Origin of the sequence: Streptomyces sp. NPDC048441 (genome assembly GCF_043200235.1) — a bacterium.
In the GTDB taxonomy this organism is placed as follows: Bacteria; Actinomycetota; Actinomycetes; order Streptomycetales; family Streptomycetaceae; genus Streptomyces.
This window is the reverse complement of the sequence record NZ_JBICXM010000012.1, coordinates 42,937-69,759: the sequence shown is the minus strand read 5'-3', so window position 1 is coordinate 69,759 and position 26,823 is coordinate 42,937. Positions and strand designations below refer to the sequence as shown.

The following is a 26,823-nucleotide window of genomic DNA, read 5'->3' as shown; positions in this document are numbered from 1 at the left end:
CGCAGCCCTTCGTGGTGGGAAATCCCGCGTCTCACCTATGGAGGGCGCCATGCCACCCGCATACGGGGCAGCGGCCACCAACTGGCCGCTCCTCTCGCACAGTTAGGACGGTACTCCGCCCTCGACTTCACCGTCCGCACTCGGGCGAAGTGGGGCGAAGTAGAGACGGGGGTGGAGCTCAGGGGAAGGAGACCACCTTGGACGGAACCGTGTCGGAGCCCGATGTGGGGGAGCCGGTCGCGTTGATGACGTGCGCGTACTGCCCCTTGCCGCCGAGCGAGACGACCAGCAGGTGGTGGAACTTCACGTCCGGCTTGTCCGGGGCGGCGAACCCGTGCTCCTGCACGATGGTCGGGTCGACGTTGTAGAAGCAGTAGCTGCCGAGCCCCCAGCCCTCGTGGGTGGTGACGGAGTCGGCCACCTTGTACGCGGCAAAGCCCCGGAGGCTGCCGTTCTGGATGGCGGCCTGGTCGGGGGCGTCGTACGCCTTCTCGTTCTGATAGAAGATCGTGCGCCCGCGCTCGCCGTTCCACTGCACGTCGTACTTGTTGAAGTGCTCCACGAACAGGCCGGTGGCCAGGACGTCCGCGCCGTTGACCACCACGCCGTAGTCGGCCCGGTTGGTCTCCCAGCCCACGCCGTCGCCGTGGTCGGCGCGCCAGACCCAGGTGTGGTCGACGATGGTGTGCCGGGTGTTCACCACCATGCTGGTGGTGGCCTTGCCCGCGCCCGCCCCGCCGATGCGGATGAACACGTCCTGGACGGTGGTCGGGTTGCCGACGTGCGAGGTGTTCGCCCCCTCGGGGCCGATCTCGACCAGGGTCCGGGAATTCTGCGGGCCCGCGTCGACCAGGAACCCGGCAAGACGCACCCCGTCCACGTCGGCGGTCTTCAGCGCGGTCACGCCGCCGTCCGGGATGAGCGTGGCGTAGCCGATGCCGAGGACCAGGGTGTTGGCCTTCTTGACCTCGATCGACTGGTCGAGGTGGTAAATGCCGGGGGTGAGCAGGAGGTGGAGCCCCCGGTCGAGGGCGGCGTTGAGGGTGGCCGCGCTGTCGCCCTCCTTGGCGAGGTAGAAGGCGGAGAGGGAGAGGGACTGGCCCTGCGGGGTGCCGTTGCCCCAGCTGGTGCCGCGGGCGTTGGTGCGCAGCGCGGGCACGAAGACCTTGTGCTCCCCGCCGTCGAGGTAGAGGAACGGCTTCTCGCGGGAGTACGGGGTGCTGTTCAGGGTGGTGTAGGGCGGGTCGGGGAAGGTGTCGTCGGGGGCGCCCTCCACCCCGGAGAAGACCATGTTCCACACCGCGTTCAGCCAGCCGCCGACCGAGCTGTCACGGGTGTACCACTGCTGCTGGGAGTACGGCTGGACGGTGCCGTCGATCCGGCTGTCGGCTATGTAGCCGCCGCTGGCCCAGCCGTAGCCGTTGGGCGAGAGGTTCAGGTTGCCGCGCACGTGCATCCGGCGGAACGGGGCGGCCTGCGCGACCGCCCAGCGGTTGGTGCCGCTGACGGGGGAGAGGGAGAGGTTCTCCGCCGAACGCCAGAAGTTCTGCGTGGCGTTGCCGTTGAACCAGCCCGCGTCGACGGTGATGTCGCCGTTGATGTGGGTGTCGTCGGGGGTCAGGCCCAGGCCCATGATCGACGTGTAGAAGCCGAGCTGGGCGTTGAGGCCGCTGTAGGTGCCCGGCTTGAAGAGCAGGGCGTAGCGCCCCGCGGCGAACTGCGCCGACTCCTGCCGCTTGAACACCTCGTCCAGCTTGCCCTGGATGCCCGGCGTCGACGGGTCGAAGACGATGACGTTCGGGCCGAAGTCCGGATCGGCGGCGACGGCGGGCTGTGGACGGGCAGTGGCCGCGGTCGCCGGGGCGGCGGTCGCCGGGGCGGCGGAGAGCAGGCCGGTGGCCGGGACCGCCAGAGCCGCGGCGATGGCGGTGCGACGGGAGAGGGTGGATCTCGCGTCAGACATGGGCAACTCGCTTCAGTGGTGGGGGGATTGATGCATTGGGCCGCACTGGGGGTGCATTCTGGGGTGCCTTTAAAAGGTGAACGAGGATCTGCGTGAGAGCGCTCTCACGCGTTGGATAGTTGTGTCTGTGATGAGTCGCGTCAAGGGGTTGCGCACGATGTCCCATGAACCCCATCGCGGCCCCTCAGCCGAGCAGTGCCACCAGAGTGACCGTCGTCCCCGCCGCGCAGGCCGCGACCTCGAAGCGGTCCGCCAGGGCCTCGGCCAGCCACAACCCGCGCCCGTTCTCGGCCTCGTCGCAGTCGGGGAGGGTGCCTGCGGGCGGTGGCTTCCGCTGGGGCAGGCCCGGACCGCTGTCCGTGATGACGCACCGCAACTCGCCATCCGTGTGCGCCAGCTGGAGGCGGCCCTTGCCGCCCCCGTGCACGGCCGCGTTGCTCGCGACCTCGTGCACGGCGAGCACGAAGTCGCTGAGCCGGGGATCGCAGAGGCCCGCGTCCTCGGCCCGGCGGGTGACGTGGAGGCGTACGCGTGCCAAGTCGGCGATGGTGAAGGGAAGTTCCAGGACGGCTGCCCCGGCCGACGCGGGGGCGATGATGCCGGTGAGGGGATCCCGCCGGGGGGCCGGGTCGCCGCCGTCGTGGTCGTTGCCGATACCGCGGTTGAGGATCACAGCGCGGATCACCCTTCGCCCAGGACGAGTTGAGGTACGTCGGCGGCTCCGCAGAGCCGTATCACCTTGTCTTGCACGGGGTGGCAGCGGACCATGAGGACCTGGTCGCGGGGGAGTCCGCGTGCGAGACGCACCAGCCGCGAAGCGCCGTGTACGTCCATGAAGCAGAGCTCGGAGAGGTCGAGCACGCGGGGGCGGCCGGGGCCGGTGAGGGCATGTGCGAGGGCCGAGTCGAACTCCTCGCGCGTGGCGAGATCGACGTCGCCCGCGATCCGCAGCACGGTGCCGGTCCTGCTGATGTCCAGGGCGCCCAGGCGGTGCAGGACCCTCTTGGGATGAGCGACGTGGATCCGGCCGATGAGACCGTCGTCGAACTTCCGCCGGTCGTATTCGCAGATGGCGGTGAACCCGATCTCGGCGAAGAGCGGCGTGAGGCCGCTCTCGTACTCGACCAGCAGGTCCTGGTCGACGTCCGGCTCCGCCGCCCAGCACATGTCGCCGACCGCACGGAGCCCCGCGAAGCCTTGGTGCCGGGCCTGATCGGTCATCTCCACCCAGGTACGGGCCCGTTCGGCCGGGTCGAAGCCGGTCACCGGGTCGTAGCCGGGGACTTCATTGACCACGGAGAGCCGCCCGTCCATGAGCGCGGGGCCGAGCGGGAAACCACTGGCGCTCAGGTGCTCGGCAGCGATGGCGGGCGTGGTGGCCGGGTCGGTGAAGAACACCACACGCTCGCCCCGCGAGAGTCCGATGTCCGCGTACGCGGCGCGGAGTTCCCAGCGGCTCTCTTCGTCGTCGAACCCGAGACAGGCATGGTCCCCGGAGTTCATCCGGGTGACGGAGACCGCCCTGCCCGCGGAGCTGGCATCCATGGGTCAGACCCTAAGGGCCGATCAAGGAGCGATGGCAGCGGTGATCACAGTTGACCGAAGTCGTTCCGTTCGCTGGATAATTCGTTGCGTGGCGCGATCGTCGGAGGCGATGATCGCCGCATGGATCCGACTCCGCCCGACGGCATGGTTCCGACTCCGCCCGACGGCCGTGCCGGAATCGACGCGGCCTTGGTGAAACGTCTGGTCGCCGCGCAGTTTCCGCAGTGGAGCAGTCTCTCCGTGCGTCCGGTGCAGGTCGACGGCTGGGACAACAGGACCTACCGCCTCGGCGACACCATGACGGCCAGGCTGCCCACCGCCGCGGGCTATGTCCCCGCGGTCGCCAAGGAGAACGAATGGCTGCCCCGGCTCGCGCCGTCCCTGCCGTTCGCCGTACCGCCGATCCTGGGCCAGGGCGCTCCGGGCGAGGGATACCCCTTCCCGTGGTCCGTCCGCGGCTGGCTCGACGGAGAGACGGCGGCCCGCGAACGCATCGCCGACATGACGCGGTTCGCGCTCTCGGTGGCCGAGTTCCTCCTCGCCCTCCAGCACTGCGACACCACCGGCGGTCCGCTCGCGGGCGAGCACAGCTGGTATCGGGGAGCGTCTCCCGCGTACTACGACGAGGAGACCCGGCGGTGCATCGCCGCTCTCGAGGGGCGCGTCGACACCGCTCGGGCCACCGCCGTCTGGGAAGCCGCCCTCGCCGCCGAGTGGCGTGGGGCGCCCGTGTGGTTCCACGGCGACATCGCCTCCGGCAATCTGCTGGTCGCCGAAGGGGAGCTGACCGCCGTCATCGACTTCGGCACATCGGGGGTCGGCGACCCGGCCTGCGATCTGGTGATCGCGTGGGGGAAATTCTCCGGTGCGAGCCGGGAGGCGTTCCGGCAGGCGGTCGGCCAGGACGACGGCACGTGGGCGCGGGCCCGCGGGTGGCTGCTGTGGAAGTCCCTGCTTGTCCTGAGCGGGTGCGTCGACACCGATGAGGAGCAGGCCGCGGTCAACCAGCGGTTGATCGCGGAGGTCCTGACCGACCATGAGCTCTTCGGCTGACGCCGCTCATGCGAGCAGGACTCAGGTAGGAACGACCGTCGCCTCCGTCGCCTTCACGCTGGTCCACACCGATGTCCCGTCGGTGAGCCCGAGTTCGGCGGCGGCCTGCGGGGTGATCTCGGCGACGAGGTCCGGAGCCTGCGGCGAGGTGATCAGGAGGCGCAGGCGGCTGCCGCTCGTGGTGATCTCGCGGATGGTGCCGGGCCATACGTTGCGGGGGCTGCCGGTGGGCTTGTCGCGGTGCACGGAGACCGCCTCCGGAGCGATGATCGCCAGGGCTTCGGTGCCCGGCGGGATGGGGTCGGCGATCACGAGGGTGCCGCCGCCGGGCAGGGCGAGGCCGTCGGGAGTGCCGGTGCCGGGCCAGGCGTTGCGGCCCAGCATCCTGGCCACCCACGGGGAGCGCGGGTGCCGGGTCACCTCGGCGGGCGTCTCGTCCTGGAGGGCGAGGCCCTGGTCGAGTACGAGCACCCGGTCGGCGAGCGACACCGCCTCCACGGGGTCGTGCGTGACGATCAGGCAGACACCGCCGAAGGTGTCGAGGTGCGTACGCAAGGTGTGGCGCACATGGGCCCGGGTGGTCTGGTCGAGCGCGGCGAGCGGCTCGTCCAGGAGGAGCAGCCGGGGGCGGGCCGCCAACGCCCTCGCGAGCGCCACCCGTTGGGCCTGACCGCCGGAGACCTGGGCGGGCCTGCGGTGCGCGAGGTGGCCGACGCCGAGCCGGTCGAGCCACTCCTGCGCGCGACGCCGGGCCTCGGCCCGCGGGACGCCGTGGGCGCGTGGGCCGTACGCCGTGTTGGCGAGTGCGCTCAGGTGCGGGAACAGGGCGCCGTCCTGCGGGACCCAGGCGACGTGGCGGCGGTGCGGCGGAAGGCCTGTGACGTCGGTGTCGCCGAGGCGGAGTTCGGCGTGGGCGCGCGGGGTGAGGCCGAGCAGTGCGCGAAGGAGCGTGGTCTTGCCCGCGCCGTTCGGCCCTACGACGGCGATGGTGGTGCCCGGTTCCGCGTCCAGGGTCAGCTGGTTGAAGCCGGTGACTTCGGCGTGCAGGGGCCAGCGTTCATCGGGAGGCGGGGGGCTGGTGAAGGGGCCGGTCGCGGGGGCTTCGGGGAGCGCGGGCGCGACAGCCTCGTCCGACACTCGCTCGGAGGGCTTGTCGCGTCGCCCGTCGCGTCGCCCGCTCGGCGTGCTCATCCAACGGCCGCGCAGCGCGACGAGCACCACCATGGCGATGGCGAGCAGCAGCAGCGACACGGACGTCGCGGCCTCGGGGGAGCCCTGGAGCAGGAGGTACACCTGTAGCGGCAGGGTCTGCGTACTCCCTGGGAGGTTGCCCGCGAAGGTGATGGTCGCGCCGAACTCGCCGAGGGCCCGCGCCCAGGTCAGCGCCGCCCCCGCGATGAGTCCGGGGGCGACCATGGGCAGCGTGACCGTGCAGAACACCCGTACCGGCGAGGCCCCCAGGGACGCCGCGGTCTCCTCGTAACGGGGGCGAAGACCGCCGAGCGCGCCTTCGAGGCTGATGACGAGGAACGGCATCGCGACGAACGTCGCCGCGATCACCGCCCCGGACGTGTGGAACGGCAGGGTGATCCCGAACGTTTCCTCGAGCCACGGGCCGAGAAGGCCGCGCCGCCCGAAGGCGAGGAGTAGAGCGACGCCGCCGACGGTGGGCGGAAGCACCATCGGGAGCAGTACGAGGGAACGGACGACCGCCTTGCCGGGAAAGTCGACGCGGGCGAGCAGCCAGGCCAACGGCACCCCGAGCAGGAGCGAGAGCCCCAGCGCCCAGAAGGAGACGATCAGCGAAAGCTTCAGCGCCTCTGTGGTGCCTTCGCTGGTCAGATGGGAGCCGAGGTCGCCCCATTCGGTGCGGACGAGAATGCCGAGCAGCGGCAGCATCAGGAACGCGATGGCGAGCAGCGCGGGGATCGCGAGGGCGATCGGGGTGCGGGGGCCAGGGGTGCGGCCGGGGAGGCGTTTCATCGTGGTCCCTGGGTGCGCTCGGTGCGAGGGTGTTGCGAGGGTGTGAGGTGAGGGGGCGCCCGGGGCGAGCCGGGGGATGGCCCGGTCCGCGCCCCGTCCGGGGAGGCGGTCGGCCCCCTCACCCCGGCTGGTGCGTGCTGCGGCTACGGCTTCGTGAGGCCGGTGCGGCTACGGCTTCGTGAGGCCGGTGCGGCTACGGCTTTTCGAAGCCCGCGTCCTGGAGGATCTTCTGCGCCTCGGGCGTGGAGAGCCACTTGACGAACGCGGCCGAGGCCTCGGCGTGCTTCGACGACTTCAGCGTGGCGGCGGGGTAGTCCGCGATCGCGTTCTGGCCGTCGGGGATCTTGACCGCGTCGACCTTCTTGGTGGCGGTGGCCGCGTCGGTCTTGTAGACGAGACCGGAGTCCGCCTCGCCCAGCTCGACCTTGCTCAGGACCGCGCGGACGTTGGGCTCCTGCGAGACCGGCTGCACGTCGATCTTCTGGGCGTCCAGGATCTGCTTGCTGTAGCGGCCGACCGGCACCTCGGGAGCGGCGAGGACGACCTTCAGCTTGCTGTCGGAGAGGTCCTTCAGCGCGTCGATCTTCTTCGGGTTGCCCTCACCGACCGCGATGACCAGGCGGTTCTTGGCGATGACGGACGGCTTTCCGGTGTCGGACTTCAGACCGTCCATCGTCTTGGTGTCGGCAGTGACCAGGGCGTCGGCCGGGGCGCCCTGCTTGACCTGGGTGGCCAGTTCCTGGGAACCGGCGAAGGAGAAGTTGACCTTCGTGCCCGGGTTCTCCTTCTCGTACGCGGCACCGGCGGTCTCGAAGACGTCGGTGAGCGAGGAGGCGGCGAGCACCGTCAGGTCGGCCTTCGGGGCGCCGCTGGAATTCGCGGCCTGCTCGCCGCTGCCGCTGTCGCCATCGCTCTTGTCGTCGTCACTGCCGCAGGCGGCGAGCGGGACGAGCAGGGCGGCCATCAGTACGGCGGCGGCCGTGCGGCGACGGGCGGGCGTGAGCCAGGTGAAGGCGGGAGTGAGGGACATGAGTGTGGAACTCCTTGGGAGCGAGGCCGGCGGCGCGGTCCGGCCCGTGGTTGCGGACCCTGGCGTGCGGACCAGGGGTCAGGTGCGGTCGATGTGCACGCTGGTGGACTTCACGCGGGCGGTCGCCTGCATACCGACCTCGAGCCCGAGCTCCTCCACGGCCTCCCGGGTCAGGAGCGAGACGAGCCGGTGCGGACCTGCCTGGATCTCGACCTGGGCCGCGACATCGCCGAGCTTGACCGCGGTGACGATGCCGGGAAAGGCGTTGCGGGCGGAGGTGTAGGGGACGTCGTCCTCACCGTTGCCCCCCTGCGCCTGCCCCTGCGCGACCTCGACGGAGAACGCGGCGAGATCCCGGCCGTCGATGAGCCGACGGCCGCCTTCGTCGCGGTGGGTCGTGACCCGTCCGGCGTCCGCCCAGCGACGAGCGGTATCGGGACTGACGCCGAGCAGCCGCGCTGCCTGTCCGATGGTGTAGGACTGCATACGCGACACGATATGCCGCTTCATCTGGCATCTACAACACGTATAGGTGATTGTCCATGGCAGATGCCACCTTCCTTGTAGGAAAGGTCAAGAGCTGGCCGCCAGGAAAGGTCAAGAGGTGGCCGCAGCTCCCGCCTCAGGCCTTCACCTGCGGGACCTGCTTCAGCGTGATGCCGAAGTGCGTGGCGTACGCGTCGAGCACGTCGGCGTCCGTGGCCAGCTCGACGGTGTGGCGCTCACCGGCGGCCGTCGTGGTGAGGGTGCGGCCGCTGAGCGTGATCCGGCCGGTCTCGGTGAGAGTTGAGCAGACCAGTGACCGGGTGAAGTGGGACCGGGGCGAGGTGCGGTGCCACCAGGCGCCGGACCTGAAGTCGTCCAGGGCACGCGGGCGTCGCTCGACCACGTACTGCGCCTCGCCGTCCCTGTGGACGGCCAGATCCCCTTCGGGCGTCTCGGTGATCCGGAAGGTGCCGCCGGGGTCGGGCTGGTCGCCGCGTTCGCCGAAGGCCAGCGGGAAGTGGCTGTGGGTGCCGAAACCGATGTCGGCGAGCCAGTCGCCGCCGTCGGAGGTGCGCACGCGCAGCGCCAGGTGGTCGTACGGGATTCCGGGGCGCCCGGAGTCGTCGTACCCACGTCCCTGCAACAAGGTGACCTCGAAGCCGATGGCGGTGAGCAGCGCGGCGAAGGCCCCGTTGAGCTCGTAGCAGAAGCCGCCGCGGCGGGCGCCGACGACCTTCGCGACCAGCGCCTCATCGGTGAGTTCGATGTTCTCGCCGAGGTGGATGGAGAGGTTCTCGAAGGGGACGGTGCGCAGGTGCGCGAGGTGCAGATCGCGCAGCGCCTGTGTGGTGGGAGCGGCGGGGCGGCCGGCGCCGATGCGGCGCAGATAGGCATCCGTCTGTTCGAAATCCATGCGCCTATTCTCCCGCGTCACGCATCATGGGCCTGCCCGCCGAGTCGCTTTGGACCGCGGCGATCCGGCGACCCGATGCCCCCTGCCATGAAGGAATCATGCGAGCCGAGCCCGCCCCTTTCCGGACCTCCGTCTCCGATGACGTGCTGAACGACCTGCGTACGCGCCTCGAGCGCACCCTCTTCACCCAGCCGTCCGACTCCACCTACTGGGCGGCAGGCGTCGATCCCGGATATCTGCGCGAACTCGTCGCCTATTGGGCGGACGGCTTCGACTGGCGCGCCGCCGAGGCCGGGCTCAACGCCTTTCCCCAGTACGTCGCCGAAGTCGCCGGACGGCGCGTGCACTTCGTGCACCTACGGGGCCGGCGCCCCGAAGGCGCCCCCGCACCACTGCCGTTGGTCCTGAGCCACGGCTGGCCGAGCAGTTTCGTGGAGATGCTGCGGGTCGCGGGGCGCCTCGCCGACCCCGCCGCGCACGGCGGCGACCCGGCCGACGCCTTCGACGTGGTGATCCCCTCGCTGCCCGGCTTCCTCCACTCCGAGCTGCCGCGCGAGCCGTTCACCCGCAGGGGTGTCGCCGAGATCTGGCACGAGCTGATGACCGGGACCCTGGGCTACGAACGCTTCGGGGCCTTCGGCGGGGACATCGGGGGCGGTGTGACGCAGTGGCTCGGCGCGCTCTATCCGCGGGATGTGACCGGGGTGCACGTCACCTCTGGGGTGATCACGGAACAGTTCGACGACGGGCCGCCGACTCCCGATGAGCGGACGTTCCTCGACGCGCTGGCCGCGTACGACGTGAAAGACCAGGGCTACAGCGAGATCATGTGGACCCGCCCGGACACCGTCGCCGCCGCCCTGATGGACTCCCCGGCCGGGCTCGTCGCCTGGATCGCCGACAAGTACCGTGACTGGAGCGACTGCGACGGCGATCTGGAAGCCCGCTGGGACAAGGACACCCTACTCACGGTCGCCACGCTGTACTGGGCCACCGGCAGCATCGGTTCGTCCTTCCGGCAGTACTACGACTACCCCCGGAACAAGCCGGTGCCGCCCGTCACCGTTCCCAGCGCCGTCACCCTCAGCAGCGAACCGGCGTTCGCGAATTTCCCGAGGCGCATGGCCGAGCGCACCCTCACGGACCTGCGCCACTGGAGCACTCCGAAGCGCGGCGGGCACTTCATGGCGCACGAGGAGCCGCAGCAGGTCGCGGAGGAACTGCGTACGTTCTTCCGGCCACTGAGGGCGTGATCATCGATGTGATCATCGACAACCGCCCCGTGTCGCAGTTGGGCTGAACGGGTGAGGTCGCGTAAGAATGAGCCAGTGCAGATATCGAGTACGAGCCAGGACGGGGTGGAGCGTTGAACAGCCACGACGTCACAGATGAACAGTGGGAAGGGCTCGCCCAGGTCGTACCGCTGCGCAGCCGCAACGAATGGCCGTCCTGGCCCGGCCACCGTGCGCTGCCCGACGCGGAGACCGAGGCGCGAAGGCGCTTCGTGGTGATGCGGGTCAACGTCTTCGCGGACGCCCGCGAGGTCGCCGAGACGGTCATGGCGCAGATTCCGGTCCTGCTCGATCTGACAGGGGCCGAGACGGAAGTCGCCAAGCGCGTCCTGGACTTCAGCAGCGGCGTGGTCCTCGGGCTCGGCTGCGGGATGCACCGGGTCGACAAGAACGTCTTCCTGCTCGCGCCGCCCGGCACCGAGGTGCAGGGGCTCGTCGCGGCGGCGCAGCAGTAGGGACAGCAGCAGACAGCGGGTCGCTCCTCCGCCGGTAATCCCTCATTAGTAGGAAGGTCACTTGGGCGGAACGGTTCAGCAGAACCGGGTCCGCCTACGGTCCGGGCATGACTGTGCACCTCCCGGAGACGGTCGCCGAGCCGCCGTCGGGTCCGGACCGGAGTCGCGTCACCGAACTGCGGCTCTCGGCCTTCGCCTCGCACCGTGGTGCCGTGTTCCCGCTCAGGCCGCTGACCCTCGTCGCGGGGCCGAGCGGGAGCGGCAAGTCCACCGCGCTCGCCGCGTTGGAGGCGCTCGCGCGGCTCGGCGCCGGGGAGGAACTCGCCGAAGTCTTCGCCGATCCGGTGGCCTGTGTGCCGGACCTGGCGCAGGCGGACGGGCAGCAACGCCGCGGTTTCCGGATCGGCTGCACGGTCGAAGGCCCCGTGGGATCGGTGCGGCTCGACCTCGCTGTACAGGCCGAGCCCGAACTGCGCGTCGTCGGCGAGCGGCTGACCCGGGGCGGGCTCACCTTGCTGGAGACTGCGTTGCGCGATCCGGGGCGGCCCGCGGTGCAAGCGGCCTGGCACACGGCAGGCACGACACCGGTGACGCGTGGCCCCCTGCCGGACGACCGGCTCGGCACGGCGCTCCTTCCGCTGCGCGTCGCGGGCAAGACCGCCGGGCAGCGCCTGGTGCTCGCGGCGGCCGAGCAGATGGTGATCGCGCTGCGCTCGGTGTTCCCGTGCGTTCCCCGGCCCGGACTCATGCGGCTGCCGGTGCCCCCTGGACTCATCGGAGGGGGACGCCTGCTGAGCGGCTGCGACAACCTCGCCGAGGTCCTTCTTCGTACGAGGGAGGAGTGCGGCACGCGTCATGCGCGGTTGGTGTCCGCGGTGCGCGCGGGATGCGCGGGGCCGGTCGCGGATCTCCTGGCGGAAGTGGCCGACGACGGGTCCGTCCACGCGTTCATCGACCGGGGCGCCGGGATCAGGTCGCCCCTGGGCCGGCTCGGGGACGGCGAACTGCGGTATCTGGCACTCACCCTGGTGCTGCTCACCGGGCCCGGAGTGCTCGAGGTCGACCCGGTGGCCGAGGTGCCGTGGCCGTACCAGAACCTCACCGTGCTCGCCGACGGCCTCGATCACTGCCTCGACCCGCGCCAGAAGCGCGCGCTCGGTGAACTGGCCGCGCATACCTGTGAGCGAGGGCACATCCGCCTGGTCGGGGCGGTGAGTGACACGTCGTGGGCCGGTGAAACAGGCGGGGCCGCAGTGGTAAACCTGGAGCTGTGACGGAACTTGATGTAGCGGGACTGCAGCGCAGACTGGCCGACTTCGCGGCGGCACGGGACTGGGAGCAGTACCACACCCCTAAGAACCTGGCCGCCGCGCTCAGCGTGGAGGCTTCCGAACTGGTCGAGATCTTCCAGTGGTTGACGCCCGAGCAGTCGGTGCGGGTGATGGACGACCCGGAATCGGCCCACCGGGTGGCGGACGAGGTCGCCGACGTGCTCGCCTATCTGCTGCAGTTCTGCGAGGTGCTCGGCATCGACGCGTTGGCGGCGCTCGCCGCGAAGATCGACCGGAACGAGCGGCGTTTTCCGGCGACGTGAGGTCATAGATCCGATTCGCACCCCCAATCTGCACTCCCATTCCGCACCCCGATTCCGCACCCCCATTTCGCACCCCCATTTCGCACTCTCGTCACTCTCCGGAGTGGACGAGTTATCCATGTTCGATAACTTGTCCACAGATTTCCTGGTTGCTCTGGCTTTTCGCTCGGCTGGCACTCACTGTAAGTAGTGGACGTGGACAGGGGAGTTCGGGCGAACGTGCGGAGGCTGCGCGCGGGATGGGTGGGGGTGCGCATGGAGGCGATGCGGCTCATCGAGGCGAGCAGGCACGCTCTGGCGCTGAGCCAGGAACCGTCGGACATCGTGGCGGAGGTGTGGCAGTCCCAGGCCCTCGCGCAGGCGATCGGCAGCCGGCTCGCGGTCGCGGGGCCACCGGAGTTGCGGAGCGAGGCGCTCGGTCTGAGCGAGGTCGGCGGCAGAGGGTGCGGGGCCCTCGATGCTCCGGGCCTCGGGAAAGAGGGGATACGGGCGGCGCGGCTGACGGGGATCGGCCAGGCGCACGAGCTGTTGCGGGGGCTCGACGAGCTGCTCGGTGAGGTGGGGATCGCGCTGGTCGGCGTGGCCATGGGCGCGGACGACGAGGGGGTGTACTGGCAGTGCATGGAAGCGATCGACGCCGCCGACGAGTCGAGGGACCGGGTGCTCGAGATGGTGCGCAGGCTCGCGGTGCGCGAACAGAGCCTGGCCGGGCCCGACTCGGCGGCGGAGCCGTCACCATGAGCCGGCCCGGTGACGGGGCCGCGGGCGGTCCGGCTCCGCCCGGGAATCCGCCATGGTTGCCGCCGCGGTCAGCTCAGCTGCGGCATGACCTGCGAGGAGATCAGCTCCAGGTGATCCAGGTCGTCCAGGTCGAGGATCTGGAGATACATGCGCTGAGAGCCGACAGACTGGTACTCAGCGATCTTCTCGACGACCTCCGCGGGGGACCCGGCGAGCCCGTTCGCCTTCAGGTCGTCCACCTCGCGACCGATCGCGTCGGCGCGCCGCTTCACCTCCGCGTCCGTCTTGCCGACACATGCGACCAGGGCATTGGAGTAGACGAGGTCATCGCCCTTGCGGCCGATCTCCTCGGCGGCGGCGCGTACGCGCTTGAACTGCTGCTCGGTATCGCTCAGAGAGGCAAAGGGAATGTTGAACTCACTCGCGTACCGCGCCGCGAGGGCAGGTGTCCGCTTGGCGCCGTGGCCGCCGACGAGGACAGGCACCTTGGGCTGTGCGGGCTTGGGAAGGGCGGGGGAATCGGTGAGCTGGTAGTAGGTGCCGTCGTAGGTGAAGCGTTCACCGGCAGGGGTCCCCCAGAGGCCCGTGACGATGGCGAGCTGCTCCTCAAGGCGCCCGAACTTCTCCTTCGGGAAGGGGATTCCGTACGCGGCGTGCTCCGCCTCGTACCACCCCGAGCCGAGCCCGAGCTCGATGCGGCCGCCCGACATCTGGTCGACCTGCGCGACCTGGATCGCGAGGACACCGGGCAGCCGGAAGGTGCCCGCGGTCATCAGGGTGCCGAGCCGGATCCGCCGCGTCTCACGGGCGAGTCCCGCGAGGGTGATCCAGGCGTCCGTGGGGCCGGGAAGGCCGTCGGACGAGCCCATCACGAGGTAGTGGTCGGAGCGGAAGAACGCGCTGTAGTCGAGGTCCTCGGTGGCCTTGGCGACGCGGAGAAGCGTCTCGTAGGTCGCACCCTGCTGCGGTTCAGTGAAGATTCGAAGGTCCATACAGCCATCTTGCCCGGATGCCGGGCGCGGTTTCAGTCCCGCACCACCCGTGTTGCCGACACCGGCCGACGGGATGCGATTGGCCACTGGACCGCACGGCGCGCTGATCAGGAGGCTAGGCTTCGACACTGGCTGTCCGGGCAAGGGGCCCGGGGACGTTGGTGGGGTTGAGATGGTTGCTGGCAGGGTTGTCCGGTTCGACGGTGCGCGGGGTTACGGATTCATCGCCCCCGATACGGGTGGGGAGGATGTGTTCCTGCACGCCAACGATCTGCTGATCCCGGAGCCTTTGGTGTATACGGGGGCCCAGGTCGAGTTCGAGATCGAGGAGGGCGATCGCGGCCCGAAGGCGTCGTCCGTGCGGCTTCCCAAGGGGGTGGAGGCGCCGACGGCACCTCCGTTCTCCAGCCGGGCCCAGGTGCCTCCGTCGATTCAGGCATCCGCCGCGGGGTTCGACGACGGCGAAGAGCCCACATGCGATGTGCTCAGCGTCGCGGAGTACTCGTTCGAGCTGACCGAGCTGCTGCTCAGCACGGCTCCGTGGCTGACCGGTGAGCAGATCAAGCAGCTTCGCGAACAGCTGGTGCAGCACGGCAAGAGCCACGGCTGGGCGGAGAGCTGAGCGGAGGACTGGGCAGAGGGCTGAGTGGAGGACTGGGCGGAGGCTGAGCGGGGACTCAGGGGGAGCGAAAACCCCTGAGTGAGTGAGCGGTGTTCGCTGTACGGTCTAGAGGCGCGCTGGCGCCGCAACCGTAAGTTTCCGCAGTTCAGATGGCGTTTTGAGGCATGCCCGTGTTCCTGACGATCAGTACCTCCGGTACCCCTGAGAGCCCCGCGACCGACCTCGGGTTCCTGCTGCACAAGCATCCCGACAACGCCCAGGCGTTCTCCACCTCCTACGGCACCGCGCACGTCCTCTACCCCGAGGCGTCCGTGGAGCGCTGCACGGCCGCGCTGCTCCTGGAGGTGGACCCCGTGGCGCTTGTGCGGCGCGGGAGGGGTAAGGAGAAGGGGCGGGGCGGGGCGCCCGACGCGGCGCTCGCGCAGTATGTGAACGACCGGCCGTACGCTGCGTCTTCGCTGCTCGCCGTGGCGCTGAGCGCGGTGTTCTCCAGCGCGCTGCGCGGGGTGTGCAAGGCCAGGCCCGAGCGGGTGGGGCAGCCGCTGCCGTTGCGGATCGAGGTGCCCGCGCTGCCCGCGCGTGGCGGTGCCGATCTGGTGCGGGGGCTCTTCGAGCCGCTGGGCTGGACGGTGGACGTGACGCCGGTCCCGCTGGACGAGCAGTTTCCCGAGTGGGGCGACTCGCGGTACGTGAGTCTCGTACTCGACGTGCCCGACGGGAAGTTGACCCTGAGCGAGGCGCTTCGGCACCTCTATGTCCTCCTCCCCGTGCTCGACGACGCCAAGCACTACTGGGTCTCGCCCGACGAGGTCGACAAGCTGCTGCGGGCCGGTGAGGGCTGGCTCGCGGACCACCCGGAGCAGCAGGTCATCACCAGCCGCTATCTGGCGCGTCGCTGGTCGCTGACCCGGGAGGCGATGGACCGACTCGAACTGGTGCGGCTCGCCGACGCGGACGACACGGACGTCGAGGAGATCGACAACGCGGTCGACGAAGAGGCCGACACTGACGAGGCGCCGGTGCCGCTCGCCGTGCTGCGGCGCGAGGCGATCCTGACGGCGCTGACCGCGGCCGGGGCTGGGCGTGTGCTCGATCTCGGGTGTGGGCAGGGGCAGTTGGTCCAGGCGCTGCTCAAGGACGCCAGGTTCACCGAGATCGTCGGTGTCGATGTGTCGATGCGGGCGCTGACCATAGCCTCGCGGCGATTGAAGCTCGACCGCATGGGTGAGCGGCAGGCCGATCGCGTCCAGCTCTTCCAGGGGTCGCTCGCCTACACCGACAAGCGGCTCAAGGGCTACGACGCCGCCGTGCTCAGCGAAGTCATCGAGCACCTCGACGTGGAGCGGCTGCCCGCCCTGGAGTACGCGGTGTTCGGCTCGGCCCGGCCGCGCACGGTGCTCGTGACGACGCCGAACGTCGAGTACAACGTGCGCTGGGAGACGCTCCCGGCCGGGCACGTCCGGCACGGCGACCACCGGTTCGAGTGGACGCGCGAGGAGTTCCGCGCCTGGGCCCGGAAGGTAGCCGAACGCCATGGCTACGACGTGGAGTTCGTGCCCGTCGGAGACGACGACCCCGAGGTGGGACCGCCGACCCAGCTGGCCGTGTTCACGCAGGCCGACAAGGCCGACAAGACAAACAAGAACGTCGAGAACGGCGAGAACGACAAGAACGCGAAGGAGGTGCGGGCGGCATGACGAATGAAACCAGCACCGGCAGCAGTACCGGATCCGGCTCCAGCACCGAAGCCCCGCGCGCGGGACGCGTGCTGCCCGTCACCGACCTCTCCCTCGTGGTCCTCGTCGGCGCCACAGGATCCGGCAAGTCCACCTTCGCCCGCAGCCACTTCAAGCCCACCGAAGTGCTCTCCAGCGACTTCTGCCGTGGCCTCGTCGCCGACGACGAGAACGACCAGGGCGCGAGCCGCGACGCCTTCGACGTGCTGAACTTCATCGCGGGCAAGCGCCTCGCCGCGGGCCGCCGCACCGTCGTCGACGCGACCAACGTACAGAGCGACAGCCGCAAGCAGCTGATCGAGCTCGCCAGGCAGTACGACGTGCTGCCCATCGCCATCGTCCTCGACGTGCCCGAGGAGGTCTGCGCCGCACGCAACGCCGAGCGCGCCGACCGGGTGGGTATGCCGCGCCGTGTCATTCAGCGCCACCAGCGCGAACTGCGGCGCTCCCTGCGGCACTTGGAGCGCGAGGGGTTCAGGAAGGTCCACATCCTCAAGGGCGTGGAGGAGGTCGACGGCGCCACCATCGTCACCGAGAAGCGCTATAACGACCTCTCGCACCTCACAGGCCCCTTCGACATCATCGGCGACATCCACGGCTGCGCCTCTGAGCTGGACACACTGCTCGGCAAGCTCGGATACGTGGACGGCGCGCACCCCGAAGGGCGTACGGCCGTCTTCGTCGGCGACCTCGTCGACCGCGGCCCTGACACCCCGGGTGTGCTGCGCCGCGTGATGTCGATGGTCGGCGACGGCACCGCCCTGTGTGTACCGGGCAACCACGAGAACAAGCTCGGCCGCCACCTCAAGGGCCGTAAGGTCCAGCACACCCACGGACTCGCCGAGACCATCGAGCAGTTGGAGGCGGAGAGCGAGGAATTCCGGGCGGGGGTGCGGGAGTTCGTCGACGGGCTCGTCTCGCACTACGTCCTCGACGGGGGCAAGCTCGTCGTCTGCCACGCCGGTCTGCCCGAGAAGTACCACGGGCGTACGTCGGGCCGGGTGCGCTCGCACGCGCTCTACGGAGACACGACGGGCGAGACCGACGAGTTCGGCCTGCCCGTGCGCTACCCGTGGGCCGAGGAGTACCGCGGCAGCGCGGCCGTGGTCTACGGCCACACCCCCGTGCCCACCGCGACCTGGTTGAACAACACCATCTGCCTGGACACCGGCGCCGTGTTCGGCGGCAAGCTCACCGCGCTGCGCTGGCCGGAGCGCGAGCTCGTCGACGTACCGGCGGAGCAGGTCTGGTACGAGCCCGCCAGGCCACTCCTCACCGAGGCGCCCGGCGGCCACGACGGGCGGCCGCTCGACCTGAACGACGTGCACGGCCGCCGCGCGGTGGAGACCGGGCAGGCCGGACGCGTCGCCGTGCGCGAGGAGAACGCGGCGGCGGCCCTTGAGGTCATGAGCCGTTTCGCCGTCGACCCGCGGTTGCTCCCGTACCTCCCGCCGACGATGGCACCCACCGCGACATCGCAGAAGGAGGGCTATCTGGAGCACCCGGCCGAGGCCTTCGCGTCGTACGCCCAGGACGGGGTCACCCGCGTCGTGTGCGAGGAGAAGCACATGGGTTCGCGCGCCGTCGCCCTGGTGTGCCGTGACGCGGACGTGGCCCGCGAGCGTTTCGGCGTGGACGGCCCGACCGGTTCGCTCTGCACCCGCACGGGCCGCCCCTTCTTCAGCGACCCGGAGGTCACCGAGGAGGTCCTCGACCGTGTGCGCACCGCCGTCACCGAAGCGGGCCTCTGGCAGGAACTGGCGACCGACTGGCTGCTGCTCGACGCGGAGTTGATGCCCTGGTCGCTCAAGGCGTCCGGCCTGCTCCGCACGCAGTACGCGGCCGTGGGCGCCGCATCCGGAGCCGTCTTCCCCGGCGCGATCGCCGCCCTGGAAGCGGCGAAGGCACGCGGCGTGGACACCGGAGAGCTCCTGCCAAGGCAGCGCGAACGGGCCGTGGACGCCGCCGCGTTCACGGATGCCTACCGACGCTACTGCTGGCCGACCGAAGGCCTGGAAGGTGTGCGTCTCGCGCCGTTCCAGATCCTGGCCGTCCAGGGCCGCAGCCTCGCCGCGCTCCTGCACGACGAGCAGCTCGCCCTGATCGACCGCATGGTGGAGCACGAAGGCACCGGTCTGCTGCAGACCACCCGGCGGCTCTATGTCGACACCGGCGACGAGGCATCGGTCCAGGCAGGCATCGACTGGTGGCTGGAGATGACGAACCGCGGCGGCGAGGGCATGGTCGTCAAGCCGGTCGAGGCGCTGGTCCGCGACGGCAAGGGCCGGATCGTGCAGCCCGGCATCAAATGCCGGGGACGCGAGTACCTCCGGATCATCTACGGCCCGGAGTACACACGGCCCGACCACCTGGACAAGCTGCGCGGCCGCTTCCTCGGCCACAAGCGCTCGCTCGCGATCCGTGAGTACGCGCTCGGCCTGGAGGCCCTGGACCGCCTCGCGGCGGGCGAGCCGCTGTGGCGGGTGCACGAGGCGGTCTTCGCGGTTCTGGCCCTGGAGTCGGAGCCGGTGGACCCGCGGCTCTAGACGTGGGCCCGCGGCTCTAGGGCCTGTCCGCGGCTTTGGGCAACATCGGGCGTCAGCCGCCCGGCAGGGGAAAGATGGACTCCATGGGATTCCATGTCGACTCCGAGGCCGGGCGGCTGCGCCGCGTGATCCTGCACCGCCCTGATCTGGAGCTCAAGCGGCTCACGCCGACCAACAAGGACGCGTTGCTCTTCGACGACGTGCTGTGGGTCCGCAGGGCCCGCCAGGAACATGACGGATTCGCCGACGTCCTGCGCGACCGTGGGGTGGCCGTCCACCTCTTCAGCGATCTCCTCACCGAGGCCATGGATGTGCCGGAGGCCCGTCTTCTCGTCCTGGACCGGGTCTTCGACGAGAAGGAGTACGGCCCGCTGGCGACGGACCATCTGCGGGCCGCGTTCGATATGTTGCCCGCCGCCGAGCTCACCGAGGCGCTGATCGGCGGGATGACGAAGCGCGAGTTCCTGGAGCGCCACGCCGAGCCGACGTCCGTGCGCTTCCACTGCATGGACCTGGACGACTTCCTGCTCGGCCCGCTGCCCAACCACCTCTTCACGCGCGACACATCGGCCTGGATCTACGACGGCGTCTCCATCAACGCGATGCGCTGGCCCGCACGGCAGCGCGAGACGGTGCATTTCGAGGCGATCTACCGGCACCACCCGCTGTTCCGGGCCGAGGACTTCCATGTCTGGTCGGAGGGGCAGTCGGACTATCCGTCGACCATCGAGGGCGGCGACGTCCTGGTGATCGGCAAGGGCGCGGTCCTGATCGGCATGAGTGAGCGCACCACGCCGCAGGCCGTCGAGATGCTCGCGCACAAGCTGTTCGCGGCGGGCTCGGCGCAGACGATCGTGGCCCTCGACATGCCGAAGAGGCGCGCGTTCATGCATCTCGACACGGTGATGACGATGGTCGACGGCGACACCTTCACGCAGTACGCGGGCCTGGGGATGCTCCGCTCGTACACCATCGAGCCGGGCGTGGACGGCCGGGAGCTGAAGGTCACCGACCATCCGCCCGAGCACATGCACCGGGCGATAGCCGCGGCCCTCGGCCTGAGCGAGATCCGGGTCCTCACGGCCACCCAGGACGTCCACGCGGCGGCGCGCGAGCAGTGGGACGACGGCTGCAACGTCCTGGCGGTCGAGCCGGGTGTGGTCATCGCGTACGAAAGGAACTCGACCACGAACACGCATCTGCGCAAGCAGGGCATCGAGGTGATCGAGATCCTGGGGAGCGAGCTGGGGCGCGGCCGTGGCGGGCCCCGGTGCATGAGTTGTCCGGTGCAGCGGGATCCTGTCGACTGAGGTAGTGACCGTATAGGGCCGTATAGAAATGTGGAGCATCGTATAGACTTACAGTCCCCACAGTGTCCCCGTACGCGTACCCCAGGAGCGCCACCATGGCCATCGACCTCACCGGCCGCCACTTCCTCAAGGAGCTGGACTTCACCGCCGAGGAGTTCCGCGGCCTGATCGATCTTGCCGCCGAGCTGAAGGCGGCCAAGAAGGCGGGTACGGAGACGCAGCGGCTGCGCGGCAAGAACATCGCGCTGATCTTCGAGAAGACCTCGACCCGTACGCGCTGCGCCTTCGAGGTCGCCGCCGCCGACCAGGGCGCTTCCACCACGTATCTCGACCCCTCGGGCTCGCAGATAGGGCACAAGGAGTCGGTGAAGGACACCGCGCGCGTCCTCGGCCGGATGTTCGACGGCATCGAGTACCGCGGGGACAGCCAGCCCGGCGTCGAAGAGCTCGCCGCCTACGCGGGCGTGCCCGTCTACAACGGCCTGACCGACGACTGGCACCCCACCCAGATGCTCGCCGACGTGCTCACGATGACGGAGCACAGCGCGAAGCCCCTCACGCGGATCGCTTTCGCCTATCTCGGTGACGCCCGTTTCAACATGGGCAACTCCTACCTCGTCACCGGCGCGCTGCTCGGCATGGACGTACGCATCGTCGCGCCGAAGGCCTACTGGCCCGCCGCCGAGATCGTCGCCGAGGCCCGCAAGCTCGCCGAGACCAGCGGTGCGCGCATCACGCTCAGCGAGGACGTCGCCGACGGTGTCGCGGGCGCCGATTTCGTCCTGACCGATGTCTGGGTCTCCATGGGCGAGCCCAAGGAGGTCTGGGACGAGCGCATCGCCGCGCTCGCTCCGTACGCCGTGACGATGGACGTCCTTCGCGCGACGGGCAACGCCGACGTGAAGTTCCTGCACTGCCTCCCGGCCTTCCACGACCTGGGCACGAAGGTCGGCCGCGAGATTCACGCGCGGCACGGTCTAAGCTCTCTCGAGGTCACCGACGAGGTCTTCGAGTCGGCGTACTCCGTCGTCTTCGACGAGGCCGAGAACCGCCTGCACACGATCAAGGCGGTCCTCGTCGCCACGCTCGCCTGAACGCAACGCGTTACCAGCTAGCTCACACTGGTGGGGCCGGGGAACACCATCCCCCGGCCCCACTTCTCTGCGGCACCACCCCCGCCGCACCCAGCACCACCGAAATGAGAACCACCGCCATGCGCTCGACCGGTCCGGCAGGACTCCGCATCAAGTCCCCCGAACTCCTCGTCGCCGAATCGGGCGCCGACCTCGAAGGCCACGGCCTCAAGCGCACCATGGGCCTGTTCCAGTTGGTCTGCTTCGGCGTCGGCGCGATCGTCGGCACCGGCATCTTCGTCGGCCTCTCCGACAGCGTCGCCGAGGCGGGCCCCGCGGTCGCCGTCTCGTACTTCCTCGCGGCCGTCACCTGCATCTTCACCGCCTTCTCGTTCGCCGAGCTGGGTGGCGCGATCCCGGTCTCCGGCAGCTCGTACTCCTTCGCGTACGCCTCGCTCGGCGAGCGCACCGCGTTCCTCGTCGGGTGGTGTCTGCTCCTGGAGTACGGCGTCTCCGTCTCGGCGGTGGCGGTCGGCTGGAGCCAGTACCTGAACGAGCTGCTCGAAAGCCTCACCGGCTGGCAGCTGCCCGACGCGCTCTCCGCGGGGCCCGGTGAGGGCGGCGTCGTGAACCTGCCCGCCGTCGTCGTGATCCTGCTCGCCGCGGTGCTTCTCGTGCGCGGCATCCGCGAGAGTGCGCGGGCGACGGCCGCCATGGCCGTGCTCAAGATCGGGATCCTGCTGTTCTTCCTGGCGATCGCGTTCACCGCGTTCGAGGCCGGCCACCTCACGCCCTTCGCGGGCGCCGGAGCCTCCGGCATCACCGCGGGTGCCTCGCTCGCCTTCTTCTCCTTCATCGGCTTCGACGCGATCACCACGGCGGGCGAAGAGGTCAAGAACCCCCGCCGGAACATCCCGATCGCCATCCTGATCTGCATCGGCGTCGTCACGCTCCTGTACGTCGCCGTCGCACTCGGGGCGATCGGCGCACTCGGCGCGGACGCGGTCGCCGACAAGCCCGCCGCGCTCTCGCTGGTCGTCAACCAGGTCACCGACTCGGCCGTCGGCGGCGGCATCATCGCCTTCGGCGCCGTCGTGGCCATCGCGTCCGTCGTACTCGCCGTGATGTACGGGCAGACCCGCATCCTGATGTCGATGTCCCGCGACGGGCTCATCCCGCGTGTCTTCGAGCGCGTCTCGCCGAAGACCTCGACGCCGGTCGCCAACACCTGGATCGTCGCGGCGGTCTTCGCCGTCCCCGCGGCCTTCTCGTCACTCGACGTGGTGGTCAACCTGACGACGATCGGCACGCTCTCGGTCATGGTCGTGGTGAACATCGCGGTGCTCGCGCTGCGCCGCTCGGCCCCGGGCCTCAAGCGCACGTTCCGGGTGCCGTTCTACCCGGTGAGCCCGATTCTGGGCGTCGGCTTCTGTCTTTACCTCATCTGGGGCACGGGCTGGACGACGTGGGTGCAGTTCGCCGTGTTCCTCGTGGTGGGCACTCTCGTGTACGCGCTGTACGGGCGCCGTCACTCGCGCCTGGGTCAGGCCGAGGCGGATTCGCCTGCGTCTACGCCGCGGGGAGTGTGAACCAGACCGCCTTGCCGGAGTCGGTGGGGCGGTGACCGCAGGACGAGCTGAGGGTGCGGATCAGGAGCAGGCCGCGCCCGTGCTCCTGCCAGGGGTCCGGCGCGCTCATCGGCGCGGGATCGCTGAGATCGCCGGGCGGCAGCGGGTTCGAGTCGTGCACCTCGACCTGGCAGCCGGTCGGCAGCAGCTCTATGACCAGCTCTATCGGGTTGTGCCCCGAGGTGTGCTCCACCGCGTTCGCCACCAGCTCGGCCGTGAGCAGCTCAGCGGTATCGCTGTCGGCGGGCGACTCGATCTCCGTGAGCGCGGTACGCACCAGTGCACGGGCGATCGGTACGGCGGCCGTGGTGTGCGGCAGCGCGATGCGCCACGAGGCAGGAGCGGGAGGTTCGTGCAAGGTGAATCCGTTCAGGGCAGCAGGAGGTCCTGCTTTCAACCGTACGAATCTTAAGCGCTATGTCGACAGGGTCGACGGTCGGGCATGTCCGGGACGTCCGACCCTGTGACGTCTCGGGGGACAAGACGCGCATTTCGCGATTTCCGTTCCCATTCCCGCTCCCGCTCCCGTTCCCGTTCCCGCTCACGCGGATCAGCGCGGGCGATGACGTATCGCGGCCTCATGACGACAGTCACAGATAGGTGATAACTTCGAAGAGCAGAAAGATGCGAAGAGCAGAAAGAGCAGAAAGAGCAGACGGCCCGCCCGCCGCCGCCCCGACCGAGGAGGCCGCACGTCGTCATGAGTCCCTTCACCGGCTCAGCCCCCCGCACCCCCGACTGGCAGCACCTGCGCTTCGAGGTGGACGACGGGGTAGCCACGGTCACCCTGGCCCGCCCCGACAAGCTCAACGCGCTCACCTTCGGTGCCTACGCCGACCTGCGCGATCTCCTGGCCGAGCTGTCCCGCGACAAGTCCGTACGCGCCCTGGTGCTCGGCGGAGAGGGGCGCGGCTTCTGCTCGGGCGGTGACGTCGACGAGATCATCGGCGCGACCCTGGGCATGAACACCGCGGAGCTGCTCGACTTCAACCGCATGACGGGCCAGGTCGTCCGTGCCATCCGCGAGTGCCCCTTCCCGGTGATCGTCGCCGTGCACGGGGTGGCCGCGGGTGCGGGCGCCGTCCTCGCACTCGCCGCCGACTTCCGGGTGGCGGACCCGTCGGCGCGGTTCTCCTTCCTCTTCACGCGGGTCGGCCTGTCCGGCGGTGACATGGGGGCCGCGTATCTCCTGCCCCGCGTCGTCGGCCTCGGCCACGCCACCCGCATCCTGATGCTCGGCGATCCGGTGCGCGCCCCCGAAGCCGAACGGATCGGCCTGATCAGCGAGCTGACGGACGAGGGCAGGGCGGCCGATTCCGCACAGTCCCTGGCCCGCCGCCTCGCCGACGGTCCCGCCCTCGCGTACGCGCAGACCAAGGCCCTGCTGACCTCGGAGCTCGACATGCCGCTCGCCGCCGCCGTGGAGCTGGACGCGGCGACGCAGGCCCTCCTCATGAACGGCGAGGACTACAAGGAATTCCACGCGGCGTTCACGGAGAAGCGCCCGCCCAAGTGGCAGGGGCGCTGACGATGAAGGACCCTGTACGCCCCGCACGCGAATCCGCTCACCGCATCGCCGTCATAGGCGGCGGACCCGGCGGGCTCTACGCCGCGGCCCTCCTCAAGCGGCTCGACCCGGAGCGCGAGATCACCGTCTGGGAGCGCAACGCCCCCGACGACACCTTCGGCTTCGGAGTCGTCCTCTCGGACGAGACGCTCGGCGGCATCGAGCACGCCGACCCCGTCGTCTACCGCGCACTACAGGCGGAGTTCGTGCGCTGGGACGACATCGACATCGTGCACCGGGGGAGCCGCCACACCTCGGGCGGGCACGGTTTCGCGGCGCTCGGTCGGCGCAGGCTGCTCGGCATCCTGCACGCGCGGTGCCGGGAGCTGGGCGTGGACCTGCGCTTCCGTGCCGAGGCGCCACCCGCCGCCGAGCTCTCGACGGCGTACGACCTGGTGATCGCGGCGGACGGCGTGCACAGCCTCACGCGCGAGGCGCACAACGAAGCCTTCGGGCCGAGCGTCGAGACACACCGCTGCCGCTACATCTGGCTCGCGGCCGACTTCGCCTTCGATGCCTTCCGCTTCGAGATCGCCGAGACCGAGCACGGCGTGATGCAGCTGCACGGCTATCCGTTCTCCACGGCAGGGAGCGGCGAGTCCACCGTCATCGTCGAGATGCGCGAGGAGGTGTGGGAGGCGGCCGGGTTCGCGGAGCTCGACGAGCCGGAGTCGACCGAGCGCTGCGCCAAGATCTTCGCCGACGCGCTCGGCGGCCGGTCGCTGCGCGGCAACAAATCCTCCTGGATCAACTTCCGCACGGTCGTCAACAAGCGCTGGTCGTACGGCAACACGGTCCTCCTCGGCGACGCCGCCCACACCGCCCACTTCTCCATCGGCTCCGGCACCAAGCTCGCCGTCGAGGACGCCCTCGCGCTCGCGGCCTGCGTGGAGGAGCAGCCGGACATCGCGCAGGCCCTCGCCGCGTACGAGACGGAGCGCCGTCCCGTCGTCGAGTCCACGCAGCGCGCCGCCCGCGCGAGCCTGGAGTGGTTCGAGCGGCTCCCGGACTATCTCGGCCAGCCACCGCGCCAGTTCGCGTTCAACCTGCTCACCCGCAGCCGCCGCGTCACGCACGACAATCTGCGCCTGCGCGACGCCCACTTCACCGAGTCCGTCGAGCGCGACTTCGGCTGCCCGGAGCGCACACCGCCGATGTTCACGCCCTTCCGGCTCCGCGACCTCACCCTGCGCAACCGCGTGGTCGTCTCCCCCATGGACATGTATTCAGCGGTGGACGGCGTTCCCGGCGACTTCCACCTCGTCCACCTGGGCGCACGGGCGCTCGGCGGCGCGGGCCTCGTCATGACCGAGATGGTGTGCGTCAGCGAGCGGGGCCGCATCACACCGGGCTGCGCCGGGCTCTACACCGACGAACACACCGACGCCTGGCGCCGGATCACCGACTTCGCGCACGCGCAGGCACCGGGCACCGCGATCGGCGTCCAGCTCGGCCACTCGGGCCGCAAGGGTTCGACGAAGCTGATGTGGGAGGGCATCGACGAACCCCTCGACGAGGGCAACTGGCCGCTGGTGGCCCCGTCCCCGCTCCCGTACAAGGAGAACAGCCAGCGCCCGCACGAGCTGGACAGGGCCGGACTCGCCGAGATCCGCGAGCAGTTCACATCCGCGGCCCTGCGGGCCGAGCGCGGCGGCTTCGACCTCCTCGAACTGCACTGCGCGCACGGCTATCTGCTGTCCGGGTTCATCTCGCCGCTGACCAACCACCGCACGGACGAGTACGGCGGCACGCTGGAGAACCGGCTGCGCTTCCCGCTCGAAGTCTTCGACGCCGTACGGGAGTTGTGGCCCGAAGGCAAACCCATGACCGTCCGCATCTCGGCCACCGACTGGGCGGACGGCGGCACCACGGCGGACGACGCCGTCGAGATCGCCCGCGCCTTCGCCGCGCACGGAGCCGACGCGGTCGACGTCTCGACGGGCCAGGTCGTCTCCGACGAGCGCCCCGCGTACGGCCGCTCCTACCAGACCCCGTTCGCCGACCGCATCCGCAACGAAACCGGCATCCCCGTCCTCACGGTCGGTGCCATCTCCTCCTGGGACGACGTCAACTCGCTGATCTTGGCGGGCCGTACGGACCTGTGCGCGCTCGCACGCCCGCATCTGTACGACCCGCACTGGACGCTGCACGCGGCGGCCGAGCAGGGATACGCGGGGCCGGGCGTGAGGTGGCCGCAGCAGTACGGGGCAGGCAGCCGCCGCCCGCAGACGGGACGTACGGACGCACCCAAGCCCCGTCTCACACTGGGGAGTTGATGCCTCAGACGCCTCAGG

At 70.0% G+C, this 26,823-nt stretch carries 23 protein-coding genes; 14 read left to right on the top strand and 9 right to left on the bottom strand.

Features of this window, described 5'->3' with window-relative positions; translation table 11 throughout:
* Positions 1-178 precede the first annotated feature (178 nt).
* The 3 genes from ACGFSB_RS27210 to ACGFSB_RS27200 form a co-directional block, all read right to left on the bottom strand.
* Entirely contained in the window at positions 179-1,963 is a 1,785-nt protein-coding gene (locus tag ACGFSB_RS27210; protein ID WP_393404407.1) for a coagulation factor 5/8 type domain-containing protein, read from the bottom strand.
* Between the two features lie 184 nt (positions 1,964-2,147).
* Complete coding sequence (locus ACGFSB_RS27205; protein ID WP_393404405.1) at positions 2,148-2,636, bottom strand: ATP-binding protein; 489 nt, start codon at positions 2,634-2,636, stop codon at positions 2,148-2,150.
* An 8-nt stretch (positions 2,637-2,644) separates the two neighbouring features.
* Positions 2,645-3,508, bottom strand: coding sequence for an MEDS domain-containing protein (locus ACGFSB_RS27200; protein ID WP_393404402.1), 864 nt, complete (start codon positions 3,506-3,508; stop codon positions 2,645-2,647).
* Positions 3,509-3,652: 144 nt separating this feature from the next.
* Here ACGFSB_RS27200 and ACGFSB_RS27195 point away from each other — a divergent pair, with 144 nt between their 5' ends.
* A complete protein-coding gene (locus ACGFSB_RS27195) occupies positions 3,653-4,561 on the top strand; it encodes an aminoglycoside phosphotransferase family protein (RefSeq protein ID WP_393404876.1) in 909 nt (302 codons plus the stop codon).
* A gap of 21 nt (positions 4,562-4,582) precedes the next feature.
* On the opposite strand, the gene ACGFSB_RS27190 is transcribed toward ACGFSB_RS27195, so the two are convergent.
* From ACGFSB_RS27190 to ACGFSB_RS27175, 4 genes are all read right to left on the bottom strand, one after another.
* Positions 4,583-6,544, bottom strand: coding sequence for an ABC transporter permease (locus ACGFSB_RS27190; protein WP_393404399.1), 1,962 nt, complete (start codon positions 6,542-6,544; stop codon positions 4,583-4,585).
* A 193-nt stretch (positions 6,545-6,737) separates the two neighbouring features.
* Positions 6,738-7,574 carry a molybdate ABC transporter substrate-binding protein gene (modA, locus tag ACGFSB_RS27185; RefSeq protein ID WP_393404397.1) on the bottom strand — a complete coding sequence of 279 codons (837 nt, stop codon included), beginning with the start codon at positions 7,572-7,574 and terminating at the stop codon, positions 6,738-6,740.
* Positions 7,575-7,652: 78 nt separating this feature from the next.
* On the bottom strand, positions 7,653-8,060 hold the full coding sequence (locus tag ACGFSB_RS27180) for a helix-turn-helix transcriptional regulator (RefSeq protein ID WP_361052082.1): 408 nt from the start codon (positions 8,058-8,060) through the stop codon (positions 7,653-7,655).
* 136 nt (positions 8,061-8,196) lie between these two features.
* Complete coding sequence (locus ACGFSB_RS27175) at positions 8,197-8,973, bottom strand: arylamine N-acetyltransferase (RefSeq protein WP_393404394.1); 777 nt, start codon at positions 8,971-8,973, stop codon at positions 8,197-8,199.
* 98 nt (positions 8,974-9,071) lie between these two features.
* On the opposite strand from ACGFSB_RS27175, the gene ACGFSB_RS27170 reads away from it, so the two are divergent.
* From ACGFSB_RS27170 to ACGFSB_RS27150, 5 genes are all read left to right on the top strand, one after another.
* A complete protein-coding gene (locus tag ACGFSB_RS27170) occupies positions 9,072-10,226 on the top strand; it encodes an epoxide hydrolase family protein (RefSeq protein WP_393404391.1) in 1,155 nt (384 codons plus the stop codon).
* Between the two features lie 113 nt (positions 10,227-10,339).
* A complete protein-coding gene (locus ACGFSB_RS27165) occupies positions 10,340-10,720 on the top strand; it encodes a cell division protein SepF (RefSeq protein WP_393404388.1) in 381 nt (126 codons plus the stop codon).
* Positions 10,721-10,827: 107 nt separating this feature from the next.
* Positions 10,828-11,994 (top strand): ATP-binding protein, encoded by a 1,167-nt coding sequence (locus ACGFSB_RS27160; RefSeq protein WP_393404385.1) that lies wholly within the window; start codon positions 10,828-10,830, stop codon positions 11,992-11,994.
* Positions 11,991-12,314 carry a nucleotide pyrophosphohydrolase gene (locus tag ACGFSB_RS27155; protein ID WP_393404382.1) on the top strand — a complete coding sequence of 108 codons (324 nt, stop codon included), beginning with the start codon at positions 11,991-11,993 and terminating at the stop codon, positions 12,312-12,314. Before ACGFSB_RS27160 ends, ACGFSB_RS27155 begins: the two co-directional genes overlap by 4 nt.
* A 255-nt stretch (positions 12,315-12,569) precedes the next feature.
* Positions 12,570-13,055 carry a DUF6099 family protein gene (locus ACGFSB_RS27150; RefSeq protein ID WP_393404873.1) on the top strand — a complete coding sequence of 162 codons (486 nt, stop codon included), beginning with the start codon at positions 12,570-12,572 and terminating at the stop codon, positions 13,053-13,055.
* Positions 13,056-13,123: 68 nt separating this feature from the next.
* Here the strand turns inward: ACGFSB_RS27150 and ACGFSB_RS27145 are convergent, their stop codons facing one another.
* Positions 13,124-14,047 (bottom strand): LLM class F420-dependent oxidoreductase, encoded by a 924-nt coding sequence (locus ACGFSB_RS27145; RefSeq protein ID WP_393404379.1) that lies wholly within the window; start codon positions 14,045-14,047, stop codon positions 13,124-13,126.
* Between the two features lie 172 nt (positions 14,048-14,219).
* On the opposite strand from ACGFSB_RS27145, the gene ACGFSB_RS27140 reads away from it, so the two are divergent.
* The 6 genes from ACGFSB_RS27140 (at position 14,220) to ACGFSB_RS27115 (ending at position 22,923) form a co-directional block, all read left to right on the top strand.
* The gene (locus ACGFSB_RS27140; protein ID WP_393404376.1) at positions 14,220-14,669 is read left to right on the top strand and encodes a cold-shock protein; all 450 of its coding nucleotides are present in this window, start codon (positions 14,220-14,222) and stop codon (positions 14,667-14,669) included.
* Positions 14,670-14,839: 170 nt separating this feature from the next.
* Positions 14,840-16,366 carry a 3' terminal RNA ribose 2'-O-methyltransferase Hen1 gene (locus ACGFSB_RS27135; RefSeq protein WP_393404870.1) on the top strand — a complete coding sequence of 509 codons (1,527 nt, stop codon included), beginning with the start codon at positions 14,840-14,842 and terminating at the stop codon, positions 16,364-16,366.
* Positions 16,363-18,951 carry a polynucleotide kinase-phosphatase gene (locus tag ACGFSB_RS27130; protein ID WP_393404373.1) on the top strand — a complete coding sequence of 863 codons (2,589 nt, stop codon included), beginning with the start codon at positions 16,363-16,365 and terminating at the stop codon, positions 18,949-18,951. The genes ACGFSB_RS27135 and ACGFSB_RS27130 overlap by 4 nt, the downstream gene beginning before the upstream one ends.
* Positions 18,952-19,034: 83 nt before the next feature.
* Positions 19,035-20,261: an arginine deiminase gene (locus ACGFSB_RS27125; protein ID WP_393404370.1), complete on the top strand. Its 1,227-nt coding sequence runs from the start codon at positions 19,035-19,037 to the stop codon at positions 20,259-20,261.
* A gap of 95 nt (positions 20,262-20,356) precedes the next feature.
* Complete coding sequence (gene argF, locus ACGFSB_RS27120; RefSeq protein ID WP_393404367.1) at positions 20,357-21,355, top strand: ornithine carbamoyltransferase; 999 nt, start codon at positions 20,357-20,359, stop codon at positions 21,353-21,355.
* Positions 21,356-21,459: 104 nt separating this feature from the next.
* Positions 21,460-22,923, top strand: coding sequence for an amino acid permease (locus tag ACGFSB_RS27115; RefSeq protein WP_393404364.1), 1,464 nt, complete (start codon positions 21,460-21,462; stop codon positions 22,921-22,923).
* Here the strand turns inward: ACGFSB_RS27115 and ACGFSB_RS27110 are convergent.
* Positions 22,904-23,320 carry an ATP-binding protein gene (locus ACGFSB_RS27110; protein WP_393404361.1) on the bottom strand — a complete coding sequence of 139 codons (417 nt, stop codon included), beginning with the start codon at positions 23,318-23,320 and terminating at the stop codon, positions 22,904-22,906. The two genes, ACGFSB_RS27115 and ACGFSB_RS27110, sit on opposite strands and share 20 nt — an antisense overlap.
* Positions 23,321-23,662: 342 nt before the next feature.
* On the opposite strand from ACGFSB_RS27110, the gene ACGFSB_RS27105 reads away from it, so the two are divergent.
* Positions 23,663-24,490 (top strand): enoyl-CoA hydratase family protein, encoded by an 828-nt coding sequence (locus ACGFSB_RS27105; RefSeq protein WP_393404358.1) that lies wholly within the window; start codon positions 23,663-23,665, stop codon positions 24,488-24,490.
* A gap of 2 nt (positions 24,491-24,492) precedes the next feature.
* Entirely contained in the window at positions 24,493-26,805 is a 2,313-nt protein-coding gene (locus ACGFSB_RS27100) for a bifunctional salicylyl-CoA 5-hydroxylase/oxidoreductase (protein WP_393404356.1), read from the top strand.
* The last annotated feature ends 18 nt before the right edge of the window (positions 26,806-26,823 follow it).